The organism is Saccharopolyspora galaxeae (genome assembly GCF_016526145.1).
GTDB classification, from domain to species: Bacteria; Actinomycetota; Actinomycetes; order Mycobacteriales; family Pseudonocardiaceae; genus Saccharopolyspora_C; species Saccharopolyspora_C galaxeae.
In genome coordinates, this window is the sequence record NZ_JADDUE010000004.1 from 419227 (window position 1) to 440599 (window position 21373).

At 71.4% G+C, this 21373-nt stretch carries 16 protein-coding genes; 9 read left to right on the plus strand and 7 right to left on the minus strand.

Features of this window, described 5'->3' with window-relative positions:
• Positions 1-47: 47 nt before the first annotated feature.
• Both INP57_RS12305 and INP57_RS12310 read right to left on the minus strand, forming a co-directional pair.
• Positions 48-1007, minus strand: coding sequence for an electron transfer flavoprotein subunit alpha/FixB family protein (locus INP57_RS12305; RefSeq protein WP_200070268.1), 960 nt, complete (start codon positions 1005-1007; stop codon positions 48-50).
• 31 nt (positions 1008-1038) lie between these two features.
• Entirely contained in the window at positions 1039-1821 is a 783-nt protein-coding gene (locus INP57_RS12310; RefSeq protein WP_200070269.1) for an electron transfer flavoprotein subunit beta/FixA family protein, read from the minus strand.
• Positions 1822-2104: 283 nt separating this feature from the next.
• On the opposite strand from INP57_RS12310, the gene INP57_RS12315 reads away from it, so the two are divergent.
• The 3 genes from INP57_RS12315 (at position 2105) to INP57_RS12325 (ending at position 5818) form a co-directional block, all read left to right on the plus strand.
• On the plus strand, positions 2105-2950 hold the full coding sequence (locus INP57_RS12315; RefSeq protein ID WP_200070270.1) for a DegV family protein: 846 nt from the start codon (positions 2105-2107) through the stop codon (positions 2948-2950).
• Between the two features lie 55 nt (positions 2951-3005).
• On the plus strand, positions 3006-4487 hold the full coding sequence (locus INP57_RS12320; protein ID WP_200070271.1) for a 1,4-alpha-glucan branching protein domain-containing protein: 1482 nt from the start codon (positions 3006-3008) through the stop codon (positions 4485-4487).
• 86 nt (positions 4488-4573) lie between these two features.
• A complete protein-coding gene (locus INP57_RS12325) occupies positions 4574-5818 on the plus strand; it encodes a glycosyltransferase family 4 protein (RefSeq protein ID WP_200070272.1) in 1245 nt (414 codons plus the stop codon).
• A gap of 128 nt (positions 5819-5946) precedes the next feature.
• Here the strand turns inward: INP57_RS12325 and hrpA are convergent, their stop codons facing one another.
• The 5 genes from hrpA to glgP all read right to left on the minus strand — a co-directional run bounded on the left by hrpA (position 5947) and on the right by glgP (position 15912).
• The gene (gene hrpA / locus INP57_RS12330) at positions 5947-9909 is read right to left on the minus strand and encodes an ATP-dependent RNA helicase HrpA (protein WP_200070273.1); all 3963 of its coding nucleotides are present in this window, start codon (positions 9907-9909) and stop codon (positions 5947-5949) included.
• Between the two features lie 148 nt (positions 9910-10057).
• Positions 10058-10699 carry an acyltransferase gene (locus INP57_RS12335; RefSeq protein ID WP_200070274.1) on the minus strand — a complete coding sequence of 214 codons (642 nt, stop codon included), beginning with the start codon at positions 10697-10699 and terminating at the stop codon, positions 10058-10060.
• Positions 10642-11496 (minus strand): tyrosine-protein phosphatase, encoded by an 855-nt coding sequence (locus INP57_RS12340; protein ID WP_200070275.1) that lies wholly within the window; start codon positions 11494-11496, stop codon positions 10642-10644. The genes INP57_RS12335 and INP57_RS12340 overlap by 58 nt, the downstream gene beginning before the upstream one ends.
• A 106-nt stretch (positions 11497-11602) precedes the next feature.
• A complete protein-coding gene (locus INP57_RS12345) occupies positions 11603-13072 on the minus strand; it encodes a neutral zinc metallopeptidase (protein WP_200070276.1) in 1470 nt (489 codons plus the stop codon).
• 296 nt (positions 13073-13368) lie between these two features.
• The gene (gene glgP, locus INP57_RS12350; protein ID WP_200070277.1) at positions 13369-15912 is read right to left on the minus strand and encodes an alpha-glucan family phosphorylase; all 2544 of its coding nucleotides are present in this window, start codon (positions 15910-15912) and stop codon (positions 13369-13371) included.
• An 85-nt stretch (positions 15913-15997) separates the two neighbouring features.
• On the opposite strand from glgP, the gene INP57_RS12355 reads away from it, so the two are divergent.
• From INP57_RS12355 to INP57_RS12380, 6 genes are all read left to right on the plus strand, one after another.
• Positions 15998-17266, plus strand: a complete 1269-nt coding sequence (locus INP57_RS12355; RefSeq protein ID WP_200070278.1) for a neutral zinc metallopeptidase — start codon at positions 15998-16000, stop codon at positions 17264-17266.
• A 548-nt stretch (positions 17267-17814) separates the two neighbouring features.
• Complete coding sequence (locus INP57_RS12360) at positions 17815-18405, plus strand: cysteine dioxygenase (RefSeq protein ID WP_200070279.1); 591 nt, start codon at positions 17815-17817, stop codon at positions 18403-18405.
• Positions 18402-18836: a rhodanese-like domain-containing protein gene (locus tag INP57_RS12365; RefSeq protein ID WP_200070280.1), complete on the plus strand. Its 435-nt coding sequence runs from the start codon at positions 18402-18404 to the stop codon at positions 18834-18836. The genes INP57_RS12360 and INP57_RS12365 overlap by 4 nt, the downstream gene beginning before the upstream one ends.
• Before the next feature lie 144 nt (positions 18837-18980).
• Positions 18981-19304, plus strand: a complete 324-nt coding sequence (locus tag INP57_RS12370) for an STAS domain-containing protein (protein WP_200070281.1) — start codon at positions 18981-18983, stop codon at positions 19302-19304.
• 187 nt (positions 19305-19491) lie between these two features.
• Positions 19492-20259, plus strand: coding sequence for an ABC transporter ATP-binding protein (locus INP57_RS12375; protein ID WP_200070409.1), 768 nt, complete (start codon positions 19492-19494; stop codon positions 20257-20259).
• A 158-nt stretch (positions 20260-20417) separates the two neighbouring features.
• Positions 20418-21200 (plus strand): enoyl-CoA hydratase/isomerase family protein, encoded by a 783-nt coding sequence (locus INP57_RS12380; protein WP_200070282.1) that lies wholly within the window; start codon positions 20418-20420, stop codon positions 21198-21200.
• Positions 21201-21373 lie beyond the last annotated feature (173 nt).

The following is a 21373-nucleotide window of genomic DNA, read 5'->3' on the forward strand; positions in this document are numbered from 1 at the left end:
AGCGGGCCGCGCCCGAATGGACGCGGCCCGCCGAAGCGTTCGAGCGCTCAGCCCTTGCGCTTGCCGACCTCCTCGGTCAGCTGCGGGGCGACCTTGAACAGGTCGCCGACGACGCCGTAGTCGGCGATCTCGAAGATCGGGGCCTCGGCGTCCTTGTTGACCGCCACGATCGTCTTCGAGGTCTGCATCCCGGCGCGGTGCTGGATCGCACCCGAGATGCCCAGCGCGATGTACAGCTGCGGCGACACGGTCTTGCCGGTCTGGCCGACCTGGAACTGGTGCGGGTAGTAACCGGAGTCCACCGCCGCGCGCGAGGCGCCAACCGCGGCACCCAGCGAGTCGGCGAGGGTCTCCACGACCTCGAACGACTCGGCCGAACCGACACCGCGACCACCGGAGACGACCACGCTGGCCTCGGTCAGCTCGGGCCGGTCCCCGGCCTCCACCGGCTGCGTGCCGGTGATCTTCGCGTTCTTCGAACCGTCCAGCGCGGGCACCTCGACGGCCTGCTCCGCACCGGCACCGGCGGTCGGCTCGGCGTCCACGCTGCCCGGCAGCACGGTGACCACCGGCGTACCGGAGGCGACCTTGGCCTTGGCGTTGTAGGTACCGCCGAACAGCGAGTGGCTGCCCACGCCGTCGCCGTCGATGTCGACGACCTCGGACAGCAGACCGGAGCCGAGCTTGACCGCGAGCCGCCCGGCGATCTCCTTGCCGTCCACCGAACCCGGCACCAGCACCGCGGCCGGCGACGCCGAACCCACCAGCGAGGCCAGCACCTCCACCGACGGGGTCACCAGGTAGCCGCCCGCGTCCGCGGACTCGGCGACGTAGACCTTCTCCGCGCCCTGCGACGCCAGCGCGCCCTTGAGCTTGTCGGCGGTGCCCGGCTCACCGACCACCACCGCCGACGGCTCACCGATACGCCGCGCCGCGGTCAGCAGCTCGGCGGTGACCTTCTTCACCTCGCCACCGGCGTGGTCGACGAGGACCAGAACCTCAGACATGACTTTGACTCTCCTCGCGAAACCAGTGGACTCAGACGAGCTTCTCGGCGGCCAGGAACTCGACGATCTTGGTGCCGCCGTCGCCCTCGTCGTTGACGCGCTGACCGGCTTCCTTCGGCGGCTTCGGCGCGGACTCGGTCACCTGCGAACCGGCGTTGGCCAGCCCGACCTCGGACGGGTCGATGCCCGCGTCGGCCAGCGTCAGCGCGGAGACCGGCTTCTTCTTGGCCGCCATGATGCCCTTGAACGAGGGGTAGCGCGGCTCGTTGATCTTCTCGGTGACCGACACGACCGCGGGCAGGTTCGCCTCCAGGCTCACCACACCGGCGTCGGTCTCGCGCTCGATGCTCACGGTCGAACCGTCGGTGGAGACCTTGCGGGCGTAGGTCAGCTGCGGCTGCCCCAGCAGCTCGGCCAGCATCGCCGGGACCGCGCCCACGCGGCCGTCGGTGGCCTCGTTGCCCGCGATCACCAGGTCCACCGACTCGACGGTGCCGATGACCTTGGCCAGCGCCTTCGCGGTCTGCACCGCGTCGGAGCCGTGCAGCGCCTCGTCGGACAGGTGGATCGCCTTGTCCGCACCCATCGACAGCGCCTTGCGGATGGCGTCGGTCGCGCGATCCGGACCCATGCACACGGCGGTCACCTCGCCGCCCTGGGCCTCCTTGATCAGCAGCGCCTCTTCCACCGCACGTTCGTTGATCTCATCCAGCACGGCGTCCGCCGACTCGCGGTCGAGCGTGTGGTCGGAGTCAGCGAGTTTGCGCTCGGACCACGTATCGGGCACCTGCTTCACCAGGACGACGATGTTCATGGGTCCTCTTCGACCTCCTGCGGACTGACGACGACTCATACGTGCTTGCGGGGTTCCGGCCGACGGTTGCGCATCGTTACCGGGAAGTTCGACCTTGCCACGTCACAGTGTCGGTGGCACAGTGACGCCAACCACCCCGGATGTTACTTGTCGGTAGCCCCGGTGCAACCAGCGTATCCCGTGACAGTACTCACTTACTCCGTCGACTCCGATACCGCGGTGAGTACCGCCACCTACAGAAACCACATCCAGAAGCGAACATCTCGGGACTAGCCTGCACGCCATGAACAACCGCGTCGCCCTCGTGACGGACTCGACCGCTTCGATCCCGGTCGATGTCGCCGACAAACTGGGGATCTGCGTCGTACAGCTCGAATTGAAGCTCGGCGAGCTGGAGAACGACGAACGCCGAATCCCGCACCCCGACCTGGCGCAGGCCATGCGCGACGGCGTCGCGGTCGAGACCAGCCCTCCCCCGCCGCCCGCCTTCTTCTGGAACTACACCGACGCGGTCTCGGCGGGCGTCGAGTCGATCGTGTCGGTGCACATCTCCGAAGGTCTCTCGCAGACCTGCGACTCCGCGCGCAGCGCCGCCGCCGAGATCAACCTGCCGGTGTACGTGGTGGACTCCCGGCTGTGCGGGCTGGGAATCGGTTACCCGGTGATCGCCGCCGCCGAAGCCGCGGCGGCCGGGGCGGGTACCCAGGGCGTGCTCTCGGTGCTGGACCGGCGGCTGCGCAGCACCACGCAGATGATCTACGTGGACACCTTGGAGTACCTGCGCCGCAGCGGGCGCGTCGGCCGGGCGCAAGCGCTGCTGGGCAGCGCCCTGTCGATCAAACCGGTGCTGGTGCTGCGGGAAGGCGTCCTGGAACCGATGGTCAAGGGCCGCGGCCCGGACCGGGCGCTGAAGAAGGCCGTGCGGCAGGCCGCGCAGCGCGCCGGGAACGGGCCGGTCGACATCGGCATCGAGCACTTCCAGTACGCCGACCGCGCCAACGAGGTGGCCGAGCAGTTGCGCGCCGCGGTGCCGCAGGCGCGGCGGGTCGTGATCGCCGAGACCAGCGCGATCATCGGCGCGCACGCCGGACCTGGCGCGCTCGGCCTCACGGTCTCGCCGGTGGTGTGAACGCACTCGCCGGTCGCTCGCGGCGGCGCTGCTGCGGCGGTCGTAGTGTCTCCGCGTGACCGAACCGATCGGCGCGTTCTGCCTGGTGTTGCACAGCCATCTGCCGTGGCTCGCCGGGCACGGCAGCTGGCCGGTCGGAGAGGAATGGCTGCACCAGGCGTGGGCGCACTGCTACCTGCCGCTGGCGGGGATGCTGGAGCGCTTCGCCGCCGAAGGCCGCCGGGACGTGCTCACGCTGGGGATCACACCGTCGCTGGCCGCGGGGCTGGACGATCCGCGCTGCCTGCGGTCCTTCCACCACTGGCTGGGGAATTGGCGGCTGCGCAGCCACGAAGCGGCGGCGCGCTGGCGCGGCGACCCGGTGCTGCGGGAACTGGCCGCGGCCGAGCACCGCGCCGCGGGTGAGCGGCTGGCCGAGTTCGGGGCGCGGTGGCGGCACGGCGCTTCGCCGGTGCTGCGGCCGCTGATCGAGTCCGGGACGGTCGAACTGCTCGGTGGTCCCGCCACGCATCCCTTCCAGCCAATGCTCGAACCGGAAATGCGGGATTTCGCGCTGCAGATCGGACTAAACGACGCAGAACTGCGATGGGGCGTGCGGCCGGACGGAATCTGGGCGCCGGAATGCGCGCACCGGCCCGGAATGGAGCGGGAGTACGCGGCGGCCGGGGTGCGGCGATTCCTGGTGGACGGCGGCGCGCTGGAGGATGTTTCGGTGGCGCACCCGGTCGGCGGCGATGTGCTGTGCTTCGGCCGCGACGTCGCGCTCAGCGAGGAGGTTTGGTCGGCCACCGGCTATCCGGCGCATTCCGACTACCGCGACTTCCACACGTTCGACCACGCCGTGGGGCTCAAACCGGCGCGGATCACCGGGCGCGACGTGGATCCCGGGGACAAGGAGCCGTACGACCCGGCGCGAGCCGCCGCGGCGGTCGACGGCCACGCTCGCGAGTTCGTCTCAGCGGTCACGAACCGGTTGGCGCAGCGCGGCGGGCTGGTCGTGGCGGCCTTCGACACCGAGCTGTTCGGGCACTGGTGGTTCGAGGGTCCGTCATGGCTGGAGAAGGTGCTGCGCGCGTTGCCTGCGGCGGGAGTGCGCGTGACGACGCTGCGCGGGGCCGTGCAAGCCGGTCACGTCGGTGCGCCGGTGCAGTTGCCGGAAACCTCGTGGGGCGTGGGCAACGACTGGCGGACGTGGTGCGGCGACGCGGTCTCCGACATCGCCGAGGCGAACCGGGCGCTGCAGGAACGGGCGCTGCGGCACCTGCGGCGCGTTCCCGGCTCAGCAGCGCGCGATCCGGTGCGGGACCAGTTGTTGCGCGAGGTGCTGCTGGCACTGGCAAGCGACTGGGCGTTCATGATCAGCCACGAGACCGGTGCGGATTACGCGCGCGGGCGCGCGCGGCTGCACGCGGCACGGGCGCACCGGCTCGTCGATCTGGTGGAGCGCGGTGCGCACGCCGAAGCGGCCGAGTTCGCTCGCGGGCTCCGGTCGCAGGACGGGATCTTCGGGCACCTCGACGCACGCTCGTTGCGGTAGTGCCCGCGCGGATCGAGTGATCATGCGCGGCCGGGCCCGGCGTGCAAACGTCCTGTTCCGGGAGCTGCCGGAAGGAATCTCATCTCATGCGCGTGCTGATGCTGTCCTGGGAATACCCGCCGGTCGTCGTCGGCGGACTCGGCCGCCACGTGCACGCGCTGGCCCGGCACCTCGCCGCGCAGGGCCACGAAGTCGTCGTGCTGTGCAGGCAGGCCGGCGGCACGGATGCCTCGACGCATCCCGGTACCGACGCGGTCGCCGATGGCGTGCGGCTGGTGCGGGCCGCCGAGGACCCGCCGCACCTGACCTTCGAGCACGACCTGGTGGCGTGGACGCTGGCGATGGGTCACGCCATGCTCCGCGCCGGCTACCGGTTGCTGCGGGAATGGTGCCCGGACGTGGTGCACGCGCACGACTGGCTGGTCACGCACCCGGCGATCGCGCTCGCCGACGCCTGCTCGGTGCCGCTGGTGGCGACCGTGCACGCCACCGAAGCGGGCAGGCACGGCGGCTGGCTCTCGCAGAGCCACAACCGGCAGATCCATTCCGTGGAGTGGTGGCTGGCGCAGCGCGCGGACGCGCTGATCACTTGCTCGGCGGCGATGCGCGACGAGGTCAGCGCGCTGTTCGAGCTGCCGCCGGAGCGGATCACCGTGCTGCACAACGGAATCGAGCCGCGCACCTGGGAGGTGCCGGAGCACGCGGTGGCGGCCGCGCGGGCCGGGCGCGGGCGGTCTCCGCTGCTGCTGCACTTCGGCCGCCTGGAGTTCGAGAAGGGCGTGCAGGACCTGCTGGCCGCGCTGCCGCTGATCCGGCAGCGCCACCGCGGAACCGAACTGGTCATCGCCGGACGCGGCAGCTACCAGAGTCGGCTGCGGGAGCGGGCCGACGAGCTCGGCGTCTCCGCGCGGTTCGCCGGGCACCTGCCCGACACGGACCTCGCCGCGCTGCTGGCCGCTGCGGACGCGGTCGTGCTGCCGAGCCGGTACGAGCCGTTCGGGGTCGTGGCGCTGGAAGCCGCCGCGGCCGGGACGCCGCTGGTGGCCTCCACGGCAGGCGGGCTCGGCGAACTGGTGGTGGACGGGCGCACCGGCGTGACGTTCCCGCCCGCTGCGCCCGAGCGGCTGGCGGACGCGGTGAGCCGGGTGCTGGCCGATCCGGCGGTCGCGCGAATCCGGGCGCGGCGGGCGAAGTCCCGGCTGCGCAACGACTTCGACTGGCACACCATCGCCGCAGGCACCGCCGCGGTCTACGCAGCCGCGGTCCCCGGCGCACACCCCGCGCTGGCCCGCCCCAAGATCGCGACCGGCAACGTCCTCGACCGCCGCTGATTCCGGCCACTCCACCCGTGTCGCCACTCGATCTTTCCGAGTGAACGGACCATTCGTCCGATCTATTTCGCTCCGGGTGGTAGGCGTTCTGTTGAGTGGCGGCGGGGCGTGTCGGGCGGCGAAGCCGGTCAGCGGGTGAGTTCGTCCAAGGCGCGGTGGATGCGCTTGGCGGAGATGGGGTGCGGGGTGCCGAGGGATTGGGCGAACAGCGAGACCCGGAACTCCTCGATCATCCAGCCGACCCGCAGGAGCTCCTCGCCCGGCGAGCGCCCGGCGGGCAGCGCGTCGAGCGCGTCCCGGTAGCGCTCCTGCACGTCGTCGACCTGCGCGAGCCGGTCCCGGTCGCGCTGCGGGTGGTGCTGCACCTTCTCCAGCCGCTGCTCGAGAGCCCGCAGGTAGCGCTCCACGTCCGGCAACCGGTCCCAGCCGAACTCGGTGACGAAACCGGGATGCAGCAACCCTTCCAGCTGTTCCTTGACATCGGCCAGCGACTCCGCGGGCATCGACCGGGACCGTTCGGCAAGCGCCGAATCGACCCGCTGCGCCACCGCGAGCACCCGCTCGGTCCTGGCAGCCGCGTCCGCGGCGACCTCGCCGAGCCTGCCGCGCACCCGCTCCTGCAGCGCGGCGAAACCGCTCTGCGTCCACACCGGACCACCGGCGTCCGCGACGAGTTTGTCGACCGCGGCGCTGCGGCAGTCTTCGAGCACCTGCACCACATCGCCGTGCGGTGCGGCGCTGAGCACCAGCCGGGTGCGCGGGCTCATGCCGCGCTGCAACGACTTCACCGGCGACGGCAGGTTCAGCAGCAGCAGCTTGCGGGTGCCCTGCCACAGCGCGCGGCGCTGCTCGTGCTCGGTGTCGAACATCCGGACCGCGACGCTGTCCCCTTCGTCCACAAGGGACGGGTAGGCTTTCACCGCGTTGCCGCCGCGGTCCTTCTCGAAGGTCTGCGGAAGTTCGCCGAAGTCCCACGAACGCACTCCGGAGCGCTCCACCGAGTCGGCGGCCGCGGAGATCTCCGCGCGCAACTTCGGCCGCAACCGGCGCTTGAGCTCGCCGAGGTCCTTGGATTCCCCGGCCTTGCCGCCCTTTCCGTCGATGACGCGGAAGGTCATCTTCAGGTGCTCGGGCACCGAGTCGAAGTCGAAGTCCTGCGGCGCAACGGTCACGCCGGTCATCCGGCGCAGCTGCTCGGCCAGCGCGTCCGGCAGCGGCGCCGCCATCACCGGCATCCGGTCCAGCGCGGCCCGCGCGTGGTCGGGAACCGGAACGAAGTTGCGGCGCAACGACTTCGGCAGCGACTTCAGCAGCGCCACCACCAATTCCTCGCGCAACCCCGGGATCTGCCAGTCGAACCCGGCCGGTTCGATCTGGTTGAGCACCGGCAGCGGGATGTGCGCGGTGACGCCGTCGGCGTCCGCGCCCGGCTCGAACTGGTAGGTCAGCGCCAGCCGGTGCCCGTCCTGCTGCCAGGTGTCCGGGTAGTCGTGGCCGGTGACCCGCGCGGATTCCTGGTTGATGAGCATGGACTTCTCGAAGTTGAGCAGGTCCGGTTGCTCGCGGCGGGTCTTCTTCCACCAGCTGTCGAAGTGCCGCCCGGAGACCACGTCCGCGCCGACGCGCTGGTCGTAGAACTCGAACAGCGTCTCGTCGTCGACCAGGATGTCCCTGCGGCGGGCGCGTTCCTCCATCGCCTCGACCTCGGCCAGCAGCCTGCGGTTGTCGTGGAAGAACTGGTGATCGGTGTCCCAGTCCCCTTCCACCAGCGCGTGCCGGATGAACAGCTCCCGGCTCAGCTGCGGGTCGACCTTGCCGTAGGTGACCTTGCGGCCCGCCACCAGCGGCACGCCGTAGAGCGTGACCTTCTCGCTGGCCACCACGGCGGCGCGGTTCTTCTCCCAGTGCGGTTCGCTGTAGCTGCGCTTGACCAGGTGCTGGGCCAGCCGCTCGATCCACTCCGGTTCGACCCGGGCCACCACCCGCGCCCACAGCCGGGAGGTCTCCACCAGCTCGGCGGCCATCACCCACTGCGGGGGCTTCTTGAACAGCGAAGAACCGGGGAAGATGGCGAACTTCGCGCTGCGCGCGCCGAGGTATTCGGTGGCGCCGCGCTGCGGTTTGCCGGATTTCTTGTCGGTGTCCTTGAGCCCGATGTGCGACAACAGCCCGGAAAGCAGCGATTGGTGCACGCGCGCGGCGTCGGCGGGCTCGTCGTTGAGCGACATCTCCAGCCCGTTCGCCATCTGCCGCAGCTGCGAGTAGAGGTCCTGCCACTCGCGCACGCGCAGGTAGTTCAGGAATTCCGCCTTGCACAGCTTGCGGAACTGGTTCGACGACAGCTCCCGCTGCTGCTCGCGCAGGTAGCGCCACAGGTGCACGAACGCCAGGAAGTCGGATTCGGAGTCGCTGAACCGGGAATGCTTCTCGCCCGCCGCCTGCTGGTGCTCCGCCGGGCGCTCCCGCGGGTCCTGGATGGACAGTGCAGCGGCGATCACGAGGACCTCGTGCAGGCAGCCGTTGCGCTCGGCTTCCAGCACCATCCGCGCCAGCCGCGGATCGATCGGCAACCGCGCGAGCGTGCGGCCCACCTCGGTCAGCTTGCGGCCGGAACCGTTCTCGCGCCGGGCGTCCTTTTTGGACTCCTGCAGCGCGCCCAGCTCGTGCAGCAGGTGCACGCCGTCGGTGATCTGCCTGCTGTCCGGCGGCTCCACGAACGGGAACGAGCCGATGTCGCCGAGCCCCAGCGAGGTCATCTGCAGGATCACCGAGGCGAGGTTGGTGCGCAGGATCTCCGGATCGGTGAACTCCGGGCGCGCCAAGAAGTCCTGTTCGGAGTACAGCCGGATGCAGATGCCTTCGGACACCCGGCCGCAGCGGCCCTTGCGCTGGTTCGCCGACGCCTGCGAGATCGGCTCGATCGGCAGCCGCTGCACCTTGGTGCGGAAGCTGTAGCGGGAGATCCGCGCGGTTCCCGGGTCGATCACGTACTTGATGCCGGGCACCGTCAGCGAGGTCTCCGCGACGTTGGTGGCCAGCACGATCCGGCGGCCGGTGTGCGGCTGGAACGCGCGGTGCTGCTCGGCCGCGGACAGCCGCGCGTACAGCGGAAGCACCTCGGTGTTGCGCAGCCGCAGCTGTTCCAGCGCGTCCGCGGTGTCGCGGATCTCCCGTTCTCCGCTGAGGAACACGAGCACGTCGCCGTCGCCCTCGGCGGACAGTTCGCCGACGGCCTCGCAGATGGCCTGCGGCTGGTCCCGCTCGACGACCGGCTCGTCCGGGTCCGCGGACTCCTCCACCAGCGGCCGGTAGCGCACCTCGACGGGGTAGGTGCGCCCGGAGACCTCCACCACCGGAGCGTCGTCGAAGTGCCGGGAGAACCGGTCCGGGTCGATCGTCGCGGAGGTGATGATCACCTTCAGGTCGGGGCGGCGCGGCAGCAGCTCCTTGAGGTAGCCGAGGATGAAGTCGATGTTCAGGCTGCGCTCGTGCGCCTCGTCGATGATCAGCGTGTCGTACTGCCGCAGCAGCCGGTCGCGCTGGATCTCGGCCAGCAGGATGCCGTCGGTCATCAGCTTGACCAGCGTGGCATCGCCGGTGCGCGCGGTGAACCGCACCTGGTAGCCGACCGCGTCGCCGAGCCCGGTGCCGAGCTCCTCGGCGACCCGCTCGGCCACGGTGCGCGCGGCCAGCCTGCGCGGCTGGGTGTGGCCGATCACGCCCTGCACGCCGCGGCCCAGCTCCAGGCACATCTTGGGGATCTGGGTGGTCTTGCCGGAGCCGGTCTCACCGGCCACGATCACCACCTGGTTGTCCCGGATCGCTTCGAGCAGGTCGTCGCGGCGGGCGCTGACCGGCAGCTGCTCGGGGTAGCTGATCCGCGGCATCGCCGCGCGGCGCTGCTCGACGCGGAGTTCGGCGGCGGCGACGTCGCTGGCGATCTCGTCCGCCACCGAGTCCAGCGCCTGCGCGTCGCGGATCTTGCGCGCGCCCTCGATGCGGCGGCGCAGCCGCTGCTGATCGCCGAACATCAGCCCGGGCAGGCGTTCGCGCAGATCGGCCAGCGGGGAGTTCACAGGTGACTTGCCCATACTTCGTTCCAGGATAGAGAACCGGACCGGGGCGGCGCCTCCGAATAAGGGCTCACTTTGGTCTTGGGTCCTTGTCTTGTCAGCGGCGTAGCCGCTGAGCAGTGGTCATGCAAGCAACCGGCATCCCCGAACCGGTGTGCCGCAGCGCTCATTCCGCATCGGCCCGGTGGCGCACGACACGCGCGGGAACGCCCGCGGCGATGGAGTTCTCCGGCACGTCGCCGCGCACCACGGCGTTCGCGCCCAGCACCGAACCGCGGCCGACGCGGGTGCCGCGCAGCACGGTGACCTTCGCGCCGAGCCAGCAGTCCGGGCCGATGCGCACCGGTGTCTTCACGATGCCCTGGTCCTTGATCGGGCGGGCGAGGTCACCGGTGCCGTGGTCGAAGTCGCACAGGTAGATCCAGTCCGCGACCAGCGTGGACGCGCCGATCTCCACGTCCAGCCAGCAGTTGACGGTGTCGTGCCTGCCGAAGACCACCTTGTCGCCGATGCGCAGCGAACCCTCGTGGCAGCGCACCGCGGTGCCGTCGCCGAAGTGCGCCCAGCGGCCGATCTCCATCCGGGCCAGGCCCGCCCGGCAGCTCAGCTCCACGTCGCGGCCGAGGAAGACCATGCCGCGCAGCACGATGTGCGGCTGCCGCACGCGCAGCTTCAGCAGCCGCCAGTACCGGACCAGGTACCAGGGCGTGAAGGCGCGGTTGCGCAGCACCCAGCGCAGCGACGCCGCGGTCAGGAAGCGAGCCTGCCGCGGGTCGCGTCGCAGCCACGCGCGCAACCACAACCACATGCGTGGAAGCCTACGGACCGGCGCGCGGAACGCCTGCGCGCCTGCATCGGCCCGCCCCTGCTGCGCCGCGAACCGGCTCGGTCGTCCAGCAGCCGGGCGCGCAGCGCCTGCAAGTCCAGTTCGGAAAGCCCGGCCGCGCTGAGCAAGGCCGGGAAATCCACCGTCTCGGTGATCGAGGTGAGCACGTCCTCGGCGGTGCGCCCGTGCTCGGCGAGCAGTTCGGCGATCTTCGGCGCGTCGTCGTCCCGGCCCTCGGCCGCGGCCAGCAGCCGCAGCGGCTCGTGGCTCAGCGCGTGATCGGCGGCGATCTCCTCCGCGGGGACGCCGACCAGCGCGAGCATCACCAGCACGATCAGGCCGGTGCGGTCCCGGCCGCCGCCGCAGTGCACCAGGACACCGCCCGGTTCGGCGCGGGCCACGGCACGCACCACCTCGGCAACGCGCTCCGGGTAGCGCTCCAGGAATTCCGCGTAGTACAGCGGTGTGCACGACAGCGGGCCACCCCAGCGCTGCCAGAACTCGGTGTCGGAACTGTCGTCCAGCGGTAACCGCACGGTGCTGAGTCCGGGCGGCCGCGGCGCGCGGTCCGGGCCGTCCTCGCCGGGGTCGGTGAGGTCGATGACGGTGCGCACGCCGTGCCCCCACAGCGCCGACCAGCCCTTCGGGCGCAACCGCGCGACGTTGCCGGAGCGGGCCAGCGCTGCCCGCCGCACGCTCCGCCCCCGACGGGCGGGCAGCCCGCCCAGGTCCCGGCCGTTGACCAGGCCGTCCCAGTTCAGCTCTCGAACACCAGCCATGACCGGTAGACGCGCGGCGATGGAAGTGGTTGCGCCGCAAGGGTTTTTTCCACCGGGTGCGGCCGTCTCACCGAGCGGGCGCAGGGCCATCCGGCGCAATCACGGCTCACGGATATCTGGTGCTGCATGGCGCGAAGCCTTGCTGGAATCCGGTGCGGAAGGCTTCCACGCGGGCGAATCCGGCCGGTACCTGCTCGCCGTTGATGCCGGCCGCGATGAGGCTGTCGTCGCCGAGCAGCGCGGCGACGCCCTCGTCGACGTCACCGGGCGCGATGCGCAGCTTGCCGACCGGGTTGCGCTGCCCGATCGGGTCCTCGACCAGCAGCCCGCTCCACGACCCGACCATGCACGCCGTGCGCAGCCCCGCGTTGCCGCCTTCCAGCGGCAGACCGGCCGCTCGCTGCACCGACAGCGCATAGCGGGACGCGAACTGCGCGTAGGCGGCGAAGTCGCCGTAACCGGAGTTCGGGTCGTCCTTGGCGGGCGGGTTGGCGATCTTCTGCAGCCCGTCCATCGACAGCGAGACGGTGTTCGTGGCCGGGCAGTAGGAAACCGGCCGGGTGCCGCGCATTCCGGGGCAGCTGCGGGGTTCGCCGACGATCTGCGGCGGCTGCGCGCCGGTGTCCCGGAACACCTCGCGCAGGCTGTCGCGCACCTGCGTCAGGTTCCGCTGGTCGACCGGCAGGTCCTGCTCCTGGTCGTCCTTCCAGAACCGGAACTGGGTGGTGCGCTGCTTGACCTCCGCGGCGTCCAGCTCCGCGCAGCGCTGCGGGCCGCCGCTGAAGCCGTCCTGGAAGGCGGTGACCCGGTCGAACGCGCTGCCGTGCGCACCGGTGCCGGTGAAATCGCCGTCCGCAGGGGTGTCGCGGATGTAGTTGAGCACGCCCATGACCTCGTTCAGGCCGTCGCCGGTGGAGACCTGGAAGTGCTCGGCGCCGCCTTCGGCGACGTGCCGGAAGAACGTGCCGGTGAAGCAGTCCGCCTGCTGCTCCAGCACGATCGCCGGAGCGTCCGGCGGCGCGGTGCCTGCGCGGGCCTGCACGGCGTGGCCCATTTCGTGCGCGAGCACGGTCACCACCGCCATCGGGCCGAAACTGGCGCGCAGCTGCGGGAGCAGTTGCGCGCGGTCCCACGCGACGGTGTCCTCCTGCGCGCAGTAGAAGGCGTTCTCGGCGCCCTGCGTGCTCTTGCCGCACAGATTCCCGCCGGGCGCACCGGAATCGTAGGAGACCAGCTTCTTGACCGGCTCGAATTCCTTGCCGTCGAAGGATTCCGGGAACCGCTGCCGCCAGTAGGACTGCACATCGGCGACCGCGTCGCGGGCCAGCCGATCCATCTCACCGTTGTCGGTGCCTTCCACCGGGAGCGTGGAGGGTTGCGCACCGCTTTTCGGGCCACTGGGCCCGTTGCTCGCGGGTAAGCCCGCGACGTCGTCGGTGGCGGCCCGGCCCGCCGTGGTGGGCGTACCGCTGATCACCCGGGAGCAGCCGCCGAGCAAGGCGACGCACGAGATCAGCGCGAGCAGCACGCCGACGATCCGCCTGCTGCGCCCGGTGCCTGCCGAAACCGCTGCCACTTCAGGTGCCCCATCCTGTTCGCAGGTCCGATCTGGTCGCGGAATCCGCCCCCGCTCGCTTCCGCCGCGCCGCAGCCTATCGGGCGCCGCCACGACTCCGACGACGCTCACGCCTTGGCACCTTTCCCCGCACACGGTCCAATTCCGCAACCGCCGATCAGGCGAGGCACTCCGAGTGAACGGACCGTTCGTCCAATCCAGTCGGCCGGACAGTCCGTTCACTCCAGGAGGAGCAGCGCTGATCGGGTGGCGCGCGGGCGCGTCGGGCGAGGTCGCGGCCGGGCGACGGCGCGGGGTCAGGCCAGCACGATCCTGCCGAGTTCGGTGGGGCCGGACAGCAGCGGATGCTTCGGCAGCACGCGCACCGTGTACCCGGCGGGACCGGCGTGCGGCAACGTCACCGTGGCCTCGTAATGCTCGCCACCGCCGTGCTGCATCGAATGCGCCATGAAGTCGTGCAACTCGTCGTCATCGTCCACCCGTCCGACCACGACCTCGACGTCCACATCGGACGGTTGCAGCCCGGCCAGGTGCACCTCGGCCCGCACCGTCACCCGCCCGCCGAGCAACGGCGTGCGCCCGTCCTCCACGCTCATCGCGGTGTCGCGGATCTGCACCCAGGTCCACGCCGCGGCCAGCCGCGCGCGGTATCCGGCCACCTCCCGCGCACCCCGGTATTCCTGCGTGCAAACGGATTGCACCGACCGCGCGGCAGGGCCGTAGTGCCGGTCGACGTACTCCCGCACCATCCGCGACGCCTGCACCTGCGGTCCGAGGTTGGCCAGCGTGTGCCGCACCATCGACATCCACTTGCCCGGCACGCCGTCGGCGGTGCGCTCGTAGAACGCGGGCGCGACGCTGGTGTTGATGAGTTCGTAGAGCGCGGCGGCCTCCAGGTCGTCGCGGCGGTTCGGGTCGGTGACCCCGTCGGCGTTCGGGATGGCCCACCCGTTCTCGCCGTCGAACATCTCGTCCCACCAGCCGTCGCGGACCGACAGGTTCAGCGCGCCGTTGAGCGCGGCCTTCATCCCGGACGTCCCGCAGGCCTCCAGCGGCCGCACCGGAGTGTTCAGCCACACGTCGCAGCCCGAGACCAGGTAGCGCGCCAGCGACATGTCGTAGTCCGGCAGGAACGCGATGCGGTGGCGCACCTGCGGATCGTCGGCGAACTTCGCGATCTGCTGGATCATCGCCTTGCCGCCCTCGTCGGCCGGATGCGATTTGCCCGCGACCACGACCTGCACCGGGCGGTCCGGGTCCAGCAGCAGCCGCTTGAGCCGATCGGTGTCGCGCAGCAGCAGCGTCAGCCGCTTGTAGGTCGGCACTCGGCGGGCGAAGCCGATGGTGAGCACGTCCGGGTCGAAAACCGAGTCGCACCAACCCAATTCGAGGTCCGAGGCACCGCGCTGCAACCAGGCGTGCCGCAGCCGCCTGCGCACCTCGTCGACCAGCCGGGCGCGCAGCGAGCTGCGCAGCTCCCACAGCAGCGGATCGCTCACCGGCTCCATGCCCCGCAATCCCGCACCGCTGTCCATTTCGGACTCACCGATGAGCTTGCCGAGTTCCCGCGCAGACCAGGTCGGCCCGTGCACGCCGTTGGTGACCGAGCCGATCGGCACCTCCTCGACGCCGAAACCGGGCCACAGCCCGCGGAACATCTTGCGGCTCACGCCGCCGTGCAACCGCGAGACACCGTTGGCGCGCTGGGCCAGCCGCAACCCCATGTGCGCCATGTTGAACATGCCCGGGTTGTCCTCGGCGCCCAGCGCGAGCACGCGATCCGTCGGCACACCGGGCAGCAGCGCTTGCGAAGAACCGTCGCCGAAGTAGTGCCGCACCAGGTCCACCGGGAAGCGATCGATGCCCGCCGGTACCGGCGTGTGCATGGTGAACACGGTGCCCGCGCGCACCGCCGCGACCGCCTCGTCGAAGTCCAGCTCGCCGGTCAGCTCGCGAACCCGCTCCAGCCCGAGGAAACCGGCGTGGCCCTCGTTGGTGTGGAACACCTCCGGCTGGGCGTGCCCGGTGAGCTCGCAGTACGCGCGCACCGCCCGCACACCGCCCACGCCGGCCAGGATCTCCTGCCGGATGCGGTGGTCCGAGTCGCCGCCGTAGAGCCGGTCGGTGGTGCCGCGCAGATCGTCGTCGTTCTCCGGAAGGTCGGTGTCCAGCAGCAGCAGCGGAACCCTGCCGACCTGCACCTTCCAGATCCGCGCCCGCAGCAGCCGCCCGCCCGGCATCGCCACCTGCACGGTGATCGGCGCGCCGGACGGTTCGGTCAGCGTCTCCAGCGGCAGCGCGCGCGGGTCCTGCACCGGGTAGTGCTCCAGCTGCCAGCCCTGCTCGGACAGCGCCTGGCGGAAGTAGCCGGAGCGGTACAGCAGCCCCACGCCGATCAGCGGAACGCCCAGGTCGGAGCCGGATTTCAGGTGGTCCCCCGCGAGCACGCCGAGGCCGCCGGAGTAGTTCGGCAGCGCCTCGCTGACCCCGAACTCCATCGAGAAGTACGCCACCGCCGAAGGCAGCACCGCCCCCTCGGACTGCCGCTGCTGGTACCAGCGCGGAACCGTGAGGTAGTGCCGCAGGTCGTCGTCCACGGCGCGGGTGCGGGCCAGGAAGTCCTCGTCCTGGGCGAGCTCGCGCAGCCGCTGCGCCGGGACCTCCTCCAGCAGCCGCAGCGGGTCACCGCCCACCCGCGACCAGACCTCCGGGTCCACCGCAGCGAACAGGTCCTGGGTGGGCGGGTGCCAGGTCCAGCGCAGGTTCGTCGCCAGGGTGCCCAGCGCCGCCAGCGGTTCCGGCAGGTGCGCTCGAACGGTGAATCGGTGGACGGCTCTCACGGCGGGCGAGGATATCGCCCGCCGTTCGACAGCGTGTTCCGAAGCCGCAACGAGATGATCAACTCGATGATGCGAAGCTGAGGCGGTGCGCGCACCACGGTTGCTGGTCCTTGCCGTCGCCCTGCTGGCGCTCGTGCTCGCAGGGTGCGCACCCGCGCGCGCACCGCGACCGGACGCGGGCCCGCCGCGGGTGGATCCCGCGTTCGTGCACGGCACCGACGGCGGATCGATCGACCGGCTCGCCGCGAGCGTGGTCACCGACGTGCAGGCGTACTGGTCGGCGACCTTCCCCGAGCTGTTCGGCAAGCCCTGGCACGACCTCGACGGCGGCTTCTACTCGGCCGACACCTCGGCCGCGGACAGCCGCCCGCCGCCGTGCTCCGGCACGGTGCAGAGCTTGGAGGGCAACGCGTACTACTGCGGTTCGGTCGACGCCATCGCTTGGGACCGCGGCGCGCTGCTGCCGGTGCTGCGGGAGCACTACGGGGACGCGGCGGTCGCGGTCGTGCTCGCGCACGAGCTCGGGCACGCGGTGCAGCAGCGCGCGGGCATGGACGTCGGCAGCAGCCGTGATCCGATGCGCACCGAAGCCGGAGCCGACTGCTACGCGGGGGCGTTCATGCGCTCGGCCGCCGATGGGCACGCGCCGCATCTGCGGTTCACCGATCAGCAGCGGGACCAGGCGTTGCACGCGCTGATCGTGTTCCGGGATCCGGTCGGTGCCGGTTCGGGGGATGCGCACGGCAGCTCGTTCGACCGGATCACCGCTTTCCAGGACGGCTACCAGCGCGGTCCCGGCCAGTGCGGGCAGGTTCCCGCGGACAGCGACCGGCTGACCAACGGACGTGCCGACGACGGCAACCAGCGGTTCGACGATGTTCTCGCCCGGCGCCCCGGCGCGGAGTTCTTCGACGAGCTGGTCGCGGAGCCGGGCCCGGCCGCCCCGCCGATCCGGCCCGCCGAGGGTTCGGGCTGCGCTGCCGCGCCGGTGAGCTACTGCGCGGGCGGGCCTGCTGTCGTGTTCGACCGCGCCGGACTCAGCGCGCTGCACGACGACATCGGGGATCAGGCGACCGCGACGCTGCTGGCTTCGCGGCAGGCGATCGCCGCGCTGGGCGCGCTCGGCCGGCCCACCACCGGGCCCGATGCCGGGCGCGCGGCCAGTTGCCTCACCGGCGCGTACACCGCTCGGACACCGGACCTGTCGGCGGGTGACCTCGACGAAGCCGTGGAGACGTTGCTGGTCTCCGACGCCGTGTCCCGCGACGCGCAGGGCGGCCAGGCGCTCACCGGCGCGGACCGGGTCGACGCCTTCCGCACCGGCCTCACCGGCGGCCCCTCCGCCTGCCGCTGATCCGCCTGACCGCTGATCCGCTTGCCGCTCACTCGCCTGCCGCTGACCTGCTCACCGGTTTGCGAGCAGCTTTTCCGAGCGAACGGCCTGTTCGCCCAACCTATTCGGACCAACGGTCCGTTCGCTCGAAGTCGATCGCGCGCACGCGGACCGCGCCGACACGCCGACGCACCACCCTGACCGGGCAGCTCGAACCGGGTGAACGATCTGCTCGCCCGACAAGACCGGACTCGGGGTGACCAGATGGCGGGACCGGCAACGGCGGATGTTGGTCCCGCCGAGGGCGTCGTGCCAGGATCGCGGCCGTGCCGGATTCGTTCCTGACCCGCGACCGCGTGGTCGACCTGTTCCTGGTCGTCACGTCGGCCTGTCACTGACGCGCCAGTCCCCGCGACCTACCGGGTCGACGGCGCGGCACCGCGAACCTTCCGCCACGAGCCCGCCCGCGCACGCTCGCCGCCCAGCTCCACGAGCACCGGACCGAAGCAGCCGGGCGCGCCCGCGCACGTCGATCCGTTCCGAGCACCTGCGAACGAACGGAACGAAGCATGTCCGCACCAACGCACATCTCCCAGTACACCCCGACCGAAGAGATCCCCGAACTCGGCGCGTACGAACTGCACCCGGGCATCGACTCGCCGCTGCTGCGCGATTCGATCCGGCCGGACCACGACCTGTGGACGCCGCGCGAGCTGCGCGACCTCACCCACCTGGTGATCACCGAACTGACCGGCTCGCTGCTGGACATCGTCCGGATCGACGAGCGGGAGCGCTGGTGGGCGCGGCTCGGCCTGACCGCGGGCGTCGAGCTGTGGCTGCTGTCCTGGGCTCCCGGGCAGGGCACCGAACCGCACGACCACGGCGGCGCGTCCGGCTCGTTCGCGGTGCTGTTCGGCGAGGTCCGGGAGGACTACCGCTACCCGGCCGGGCCGGTGCGCACCAGGAGCCACGAGCTGGGCGACTCCATCGGCTTCGGCGCGGGCCGGGCTCACCAGGTGCGCAACACCAGCACGGTGAACTCGGCGAGCGTGCACGCCTACTCGCCGCCGCTGCTGTCGGTGCGGCACTACACCGACCTGGCCGATGTGCCCGACGAGACCCCGGCGCCCGCCGGGCCGATCCGGAGGGAGCTCGGATGAGCGAGGTACCCGTGCAACGCACCCCGGACCCCGGTCCGTACGGCATCGACCACCTGCTGACCGACGCGCGCAGCGAACTGGACCGCGTCGGCCCGCAGCAGGCCGCCGAGCTGCAACGGCGCGGCGCGCTGCTGATCGACATCCGGCCGCAGTCGAACCGGCTGGCCGAAGGCGAGATCCCGGGTGCGCTGACCGTCGAACGGATCGTGCTGGAGTGGCGGCTGGACCCCTCCAGCCCGCACCGGCTCGACGGGCTGCGCACCGACCAGCCGGTGGTCCTGGTGTGCAACGAGGGCTACGCCTCCAGCCTCGCCGCGGCGCAGGCCCGCGAGCTCGGGCTGGGCCGGGCCACCGACCTGGTCGGCGGTTTCCGCGCCTGGGCGGGCGCCGGGCTGCCCGTCGTCGAAGGCGGTAGCGCCCCGGTGGGCTGACGTACGACCGCTAGATCGCAGGGCGCTCTCCGGGACGGGGAGCGCCCTGCTCGTTTTCCGGGCAGATATGGGGTTCGTCCGGAGGGAGCGATCCGCCGGTCCCGCGATGATCAGATCTACGCACATCCCTTCAGGAGGAACCGCATGACCGCTTCGCCCCGCAAATCCCCCGTGACGATGTTCGCGGACCAGCGCACCGTCGTCACCGTCACCGGGAGCCTCGACGCCACGACCGCGCCTGACCTGGAACGCCTCGTCGCCGACAACCGCGCGCCGAACCAGGTGGTGGTGCTGGAGCTGTCGGGCATCGAGCAGCTCACCGCGGACGGAGTCGCCGCGCTCGTCCGGATCCGCGAACGGCTCGAAGCACCGTTGGACGAACCTCGGCTGGTGCTCAACGAGATCGGCACGGCCGCGCTGGCCGAGGCAGGCGAGGCCGATCGGTTCACGCACGTCCAACACACGTAGCCGCCGCTGAGCCCGGCCGGTGACCGGCTCCCGCGCGCCGCCGCGCACCGCACGGCCCCGCCGCGAGCACGCAGCGCCGAACCGGAAGAATGTTCACCCGGAGGGGACCGCCGGGCGGTCCGAACGGCGCTGGAGCGTAGCGGCCGGCGAACGGCTGGAGGTGGACGTGGACGACCTGGTCATCCGGATGGACGGCGTCGGGGTCCGACGGGGCGGCACCGCGCTGGTGTCCGACGTGGACTGGTCGGTGGAGCTCGACGAGCGGTGGGTCGTGCTCGGCCCCAACGGCGCGGGCAAGACCACGCTGCTCAAGCTCGCGGGCGCCGAGGGCCATCCGTCGCAGGGCACCGTGGACGTGCTCGGCGAACGGCTGGGCCGCACCAACGTTTTCGAGCTGCGCCCGCGCATCGGCCTGTGCTCGGCGGCGCTGGCCGGCCGGATGCCCGGCGACGAGCAGGTGCGCGACGTCGTGGTCAGCGCCGGCTACTCGGTCGTGGGCCGCTGGCGCGAGGAGTACGACGCGATGGACACCGAGCGGGCGGCGGAACTGCTGGACCTGCTCGGCGTCGCGCACCTGGCCGAGCGCAGCTTCGGCACGCTCTCCGAGGGCGAGCGCAAGCGCGTGCTGATCTCCCGCGCCCTGATGACCGATCCGGAGCTGCTGCTGCTGGACGAGCCCGCCGCCGGCCTCGACCTCGGCGGGCGGGAGGACCTGGTCGGGCGGCTGTCCGCGCTCGCGATGGATCCGGACGCCCCAGCATCGGTGCTGGTCACCCACCACGTCGAGGAGATCCCGCCGGGCTTCACGCACGGCCTGATGATCCGCGACGGCGCGGTGGTCGCCCAGGGGCTGCTGGAAGACGTGCTCACCGAGGACAACCTGTCCAAGACCTTCGACCAGGACTTGGAGCTGCAGCGCAGCGGCGACCGCTACTTCGCCCGCAGGCGCGCCTGAGCGCTTCTCGCCGAGTGAACGGGCTCTTCACCCAACCCAGTGGGCCCAGCGGTCCGTTCGCGACGGCCGGGCGGCCGATTGAGATCGATGACACTGACGCTGTCGTGGTCAGCGGGATAGCCTCCCCGCGAGCAGCAGTTCGACGAGGAGGTTGCGGCGTGGGCGAATTCGTCCGGTTCGAAGCAGCAGGCGCGATCGGCACCATCCGGCTGGACCGGCCGCCGATGAACGCGCTGAACCAGCAGATCGAGACCGAACTCAAGGAAGCCGCGGCCGAGGCCACCGAGCGCTCCGATGTCCGCGCCGTGATCGTGCACGGTGGCGAGAAGGTCTTCGCCGCCGGTGCCGACATCAAGGAGATGGCCGAGAAGTCCTACGCGGACATGGCCACCAAGGAGCAGCACGGCCTGTCCGCGGCGATGAGCGCGATCGGGGCCATCCCGAAACCGACGGTCGCCGCGATCACCGGCTACGCCCTCGGCGGCGGCCTGGAGCTGGCGCTGAGCTGCGACCGCCGGGTCCTCGGCGACAACGCCAAGGTCGGGCAGCCGGAGATCCAGCTCGGCGTGATCCCCGGCGCGGGCGGCACCCAGCGGCTGGCCCGGCTGATCGGGCCGAGCAAGGCCAAGGACCTCATCTACACCGGCCGGTTCGTCCGCTCCGACGAGGCGCTGCGGATCGGCCTGGTCGACGAGGTGGTGCCCGCCGACGACGTGTACCCGGCCGCGCAGCGCTGGGTGGAGCAGTTCGCGAACGGTCCGGCGCGTGCGCTGGCCGCGGCCAAGACGGCCGTCGACCGCGGGCTCGAGGTGGACCTGGAGACCGGGCTGCAGCTGGAGACCCAGGTGTTCACCGCGTTGTTCGCCACCGAGGACCAGAAGACCGGGATGCGTTCGTTCGTGGAGAACGGGCCGGGCAAGGCCGAGTTCACCGGCCGGTGACCGGAAGTGGCGGGCCGGGGTCGCCCGGCCCGCCCGAGTACGTCCACGATGCCGCGGCCTTCGGGTAGCCGTCGGCGGAGTTCGGTCACGAAGAAGGCTCACCACGGCCGGAACGCGGGTCGGAATCGGCTGTGCCCTTCGCAATAGCAGCTGCGCCCTTCGCAACAGCAGGT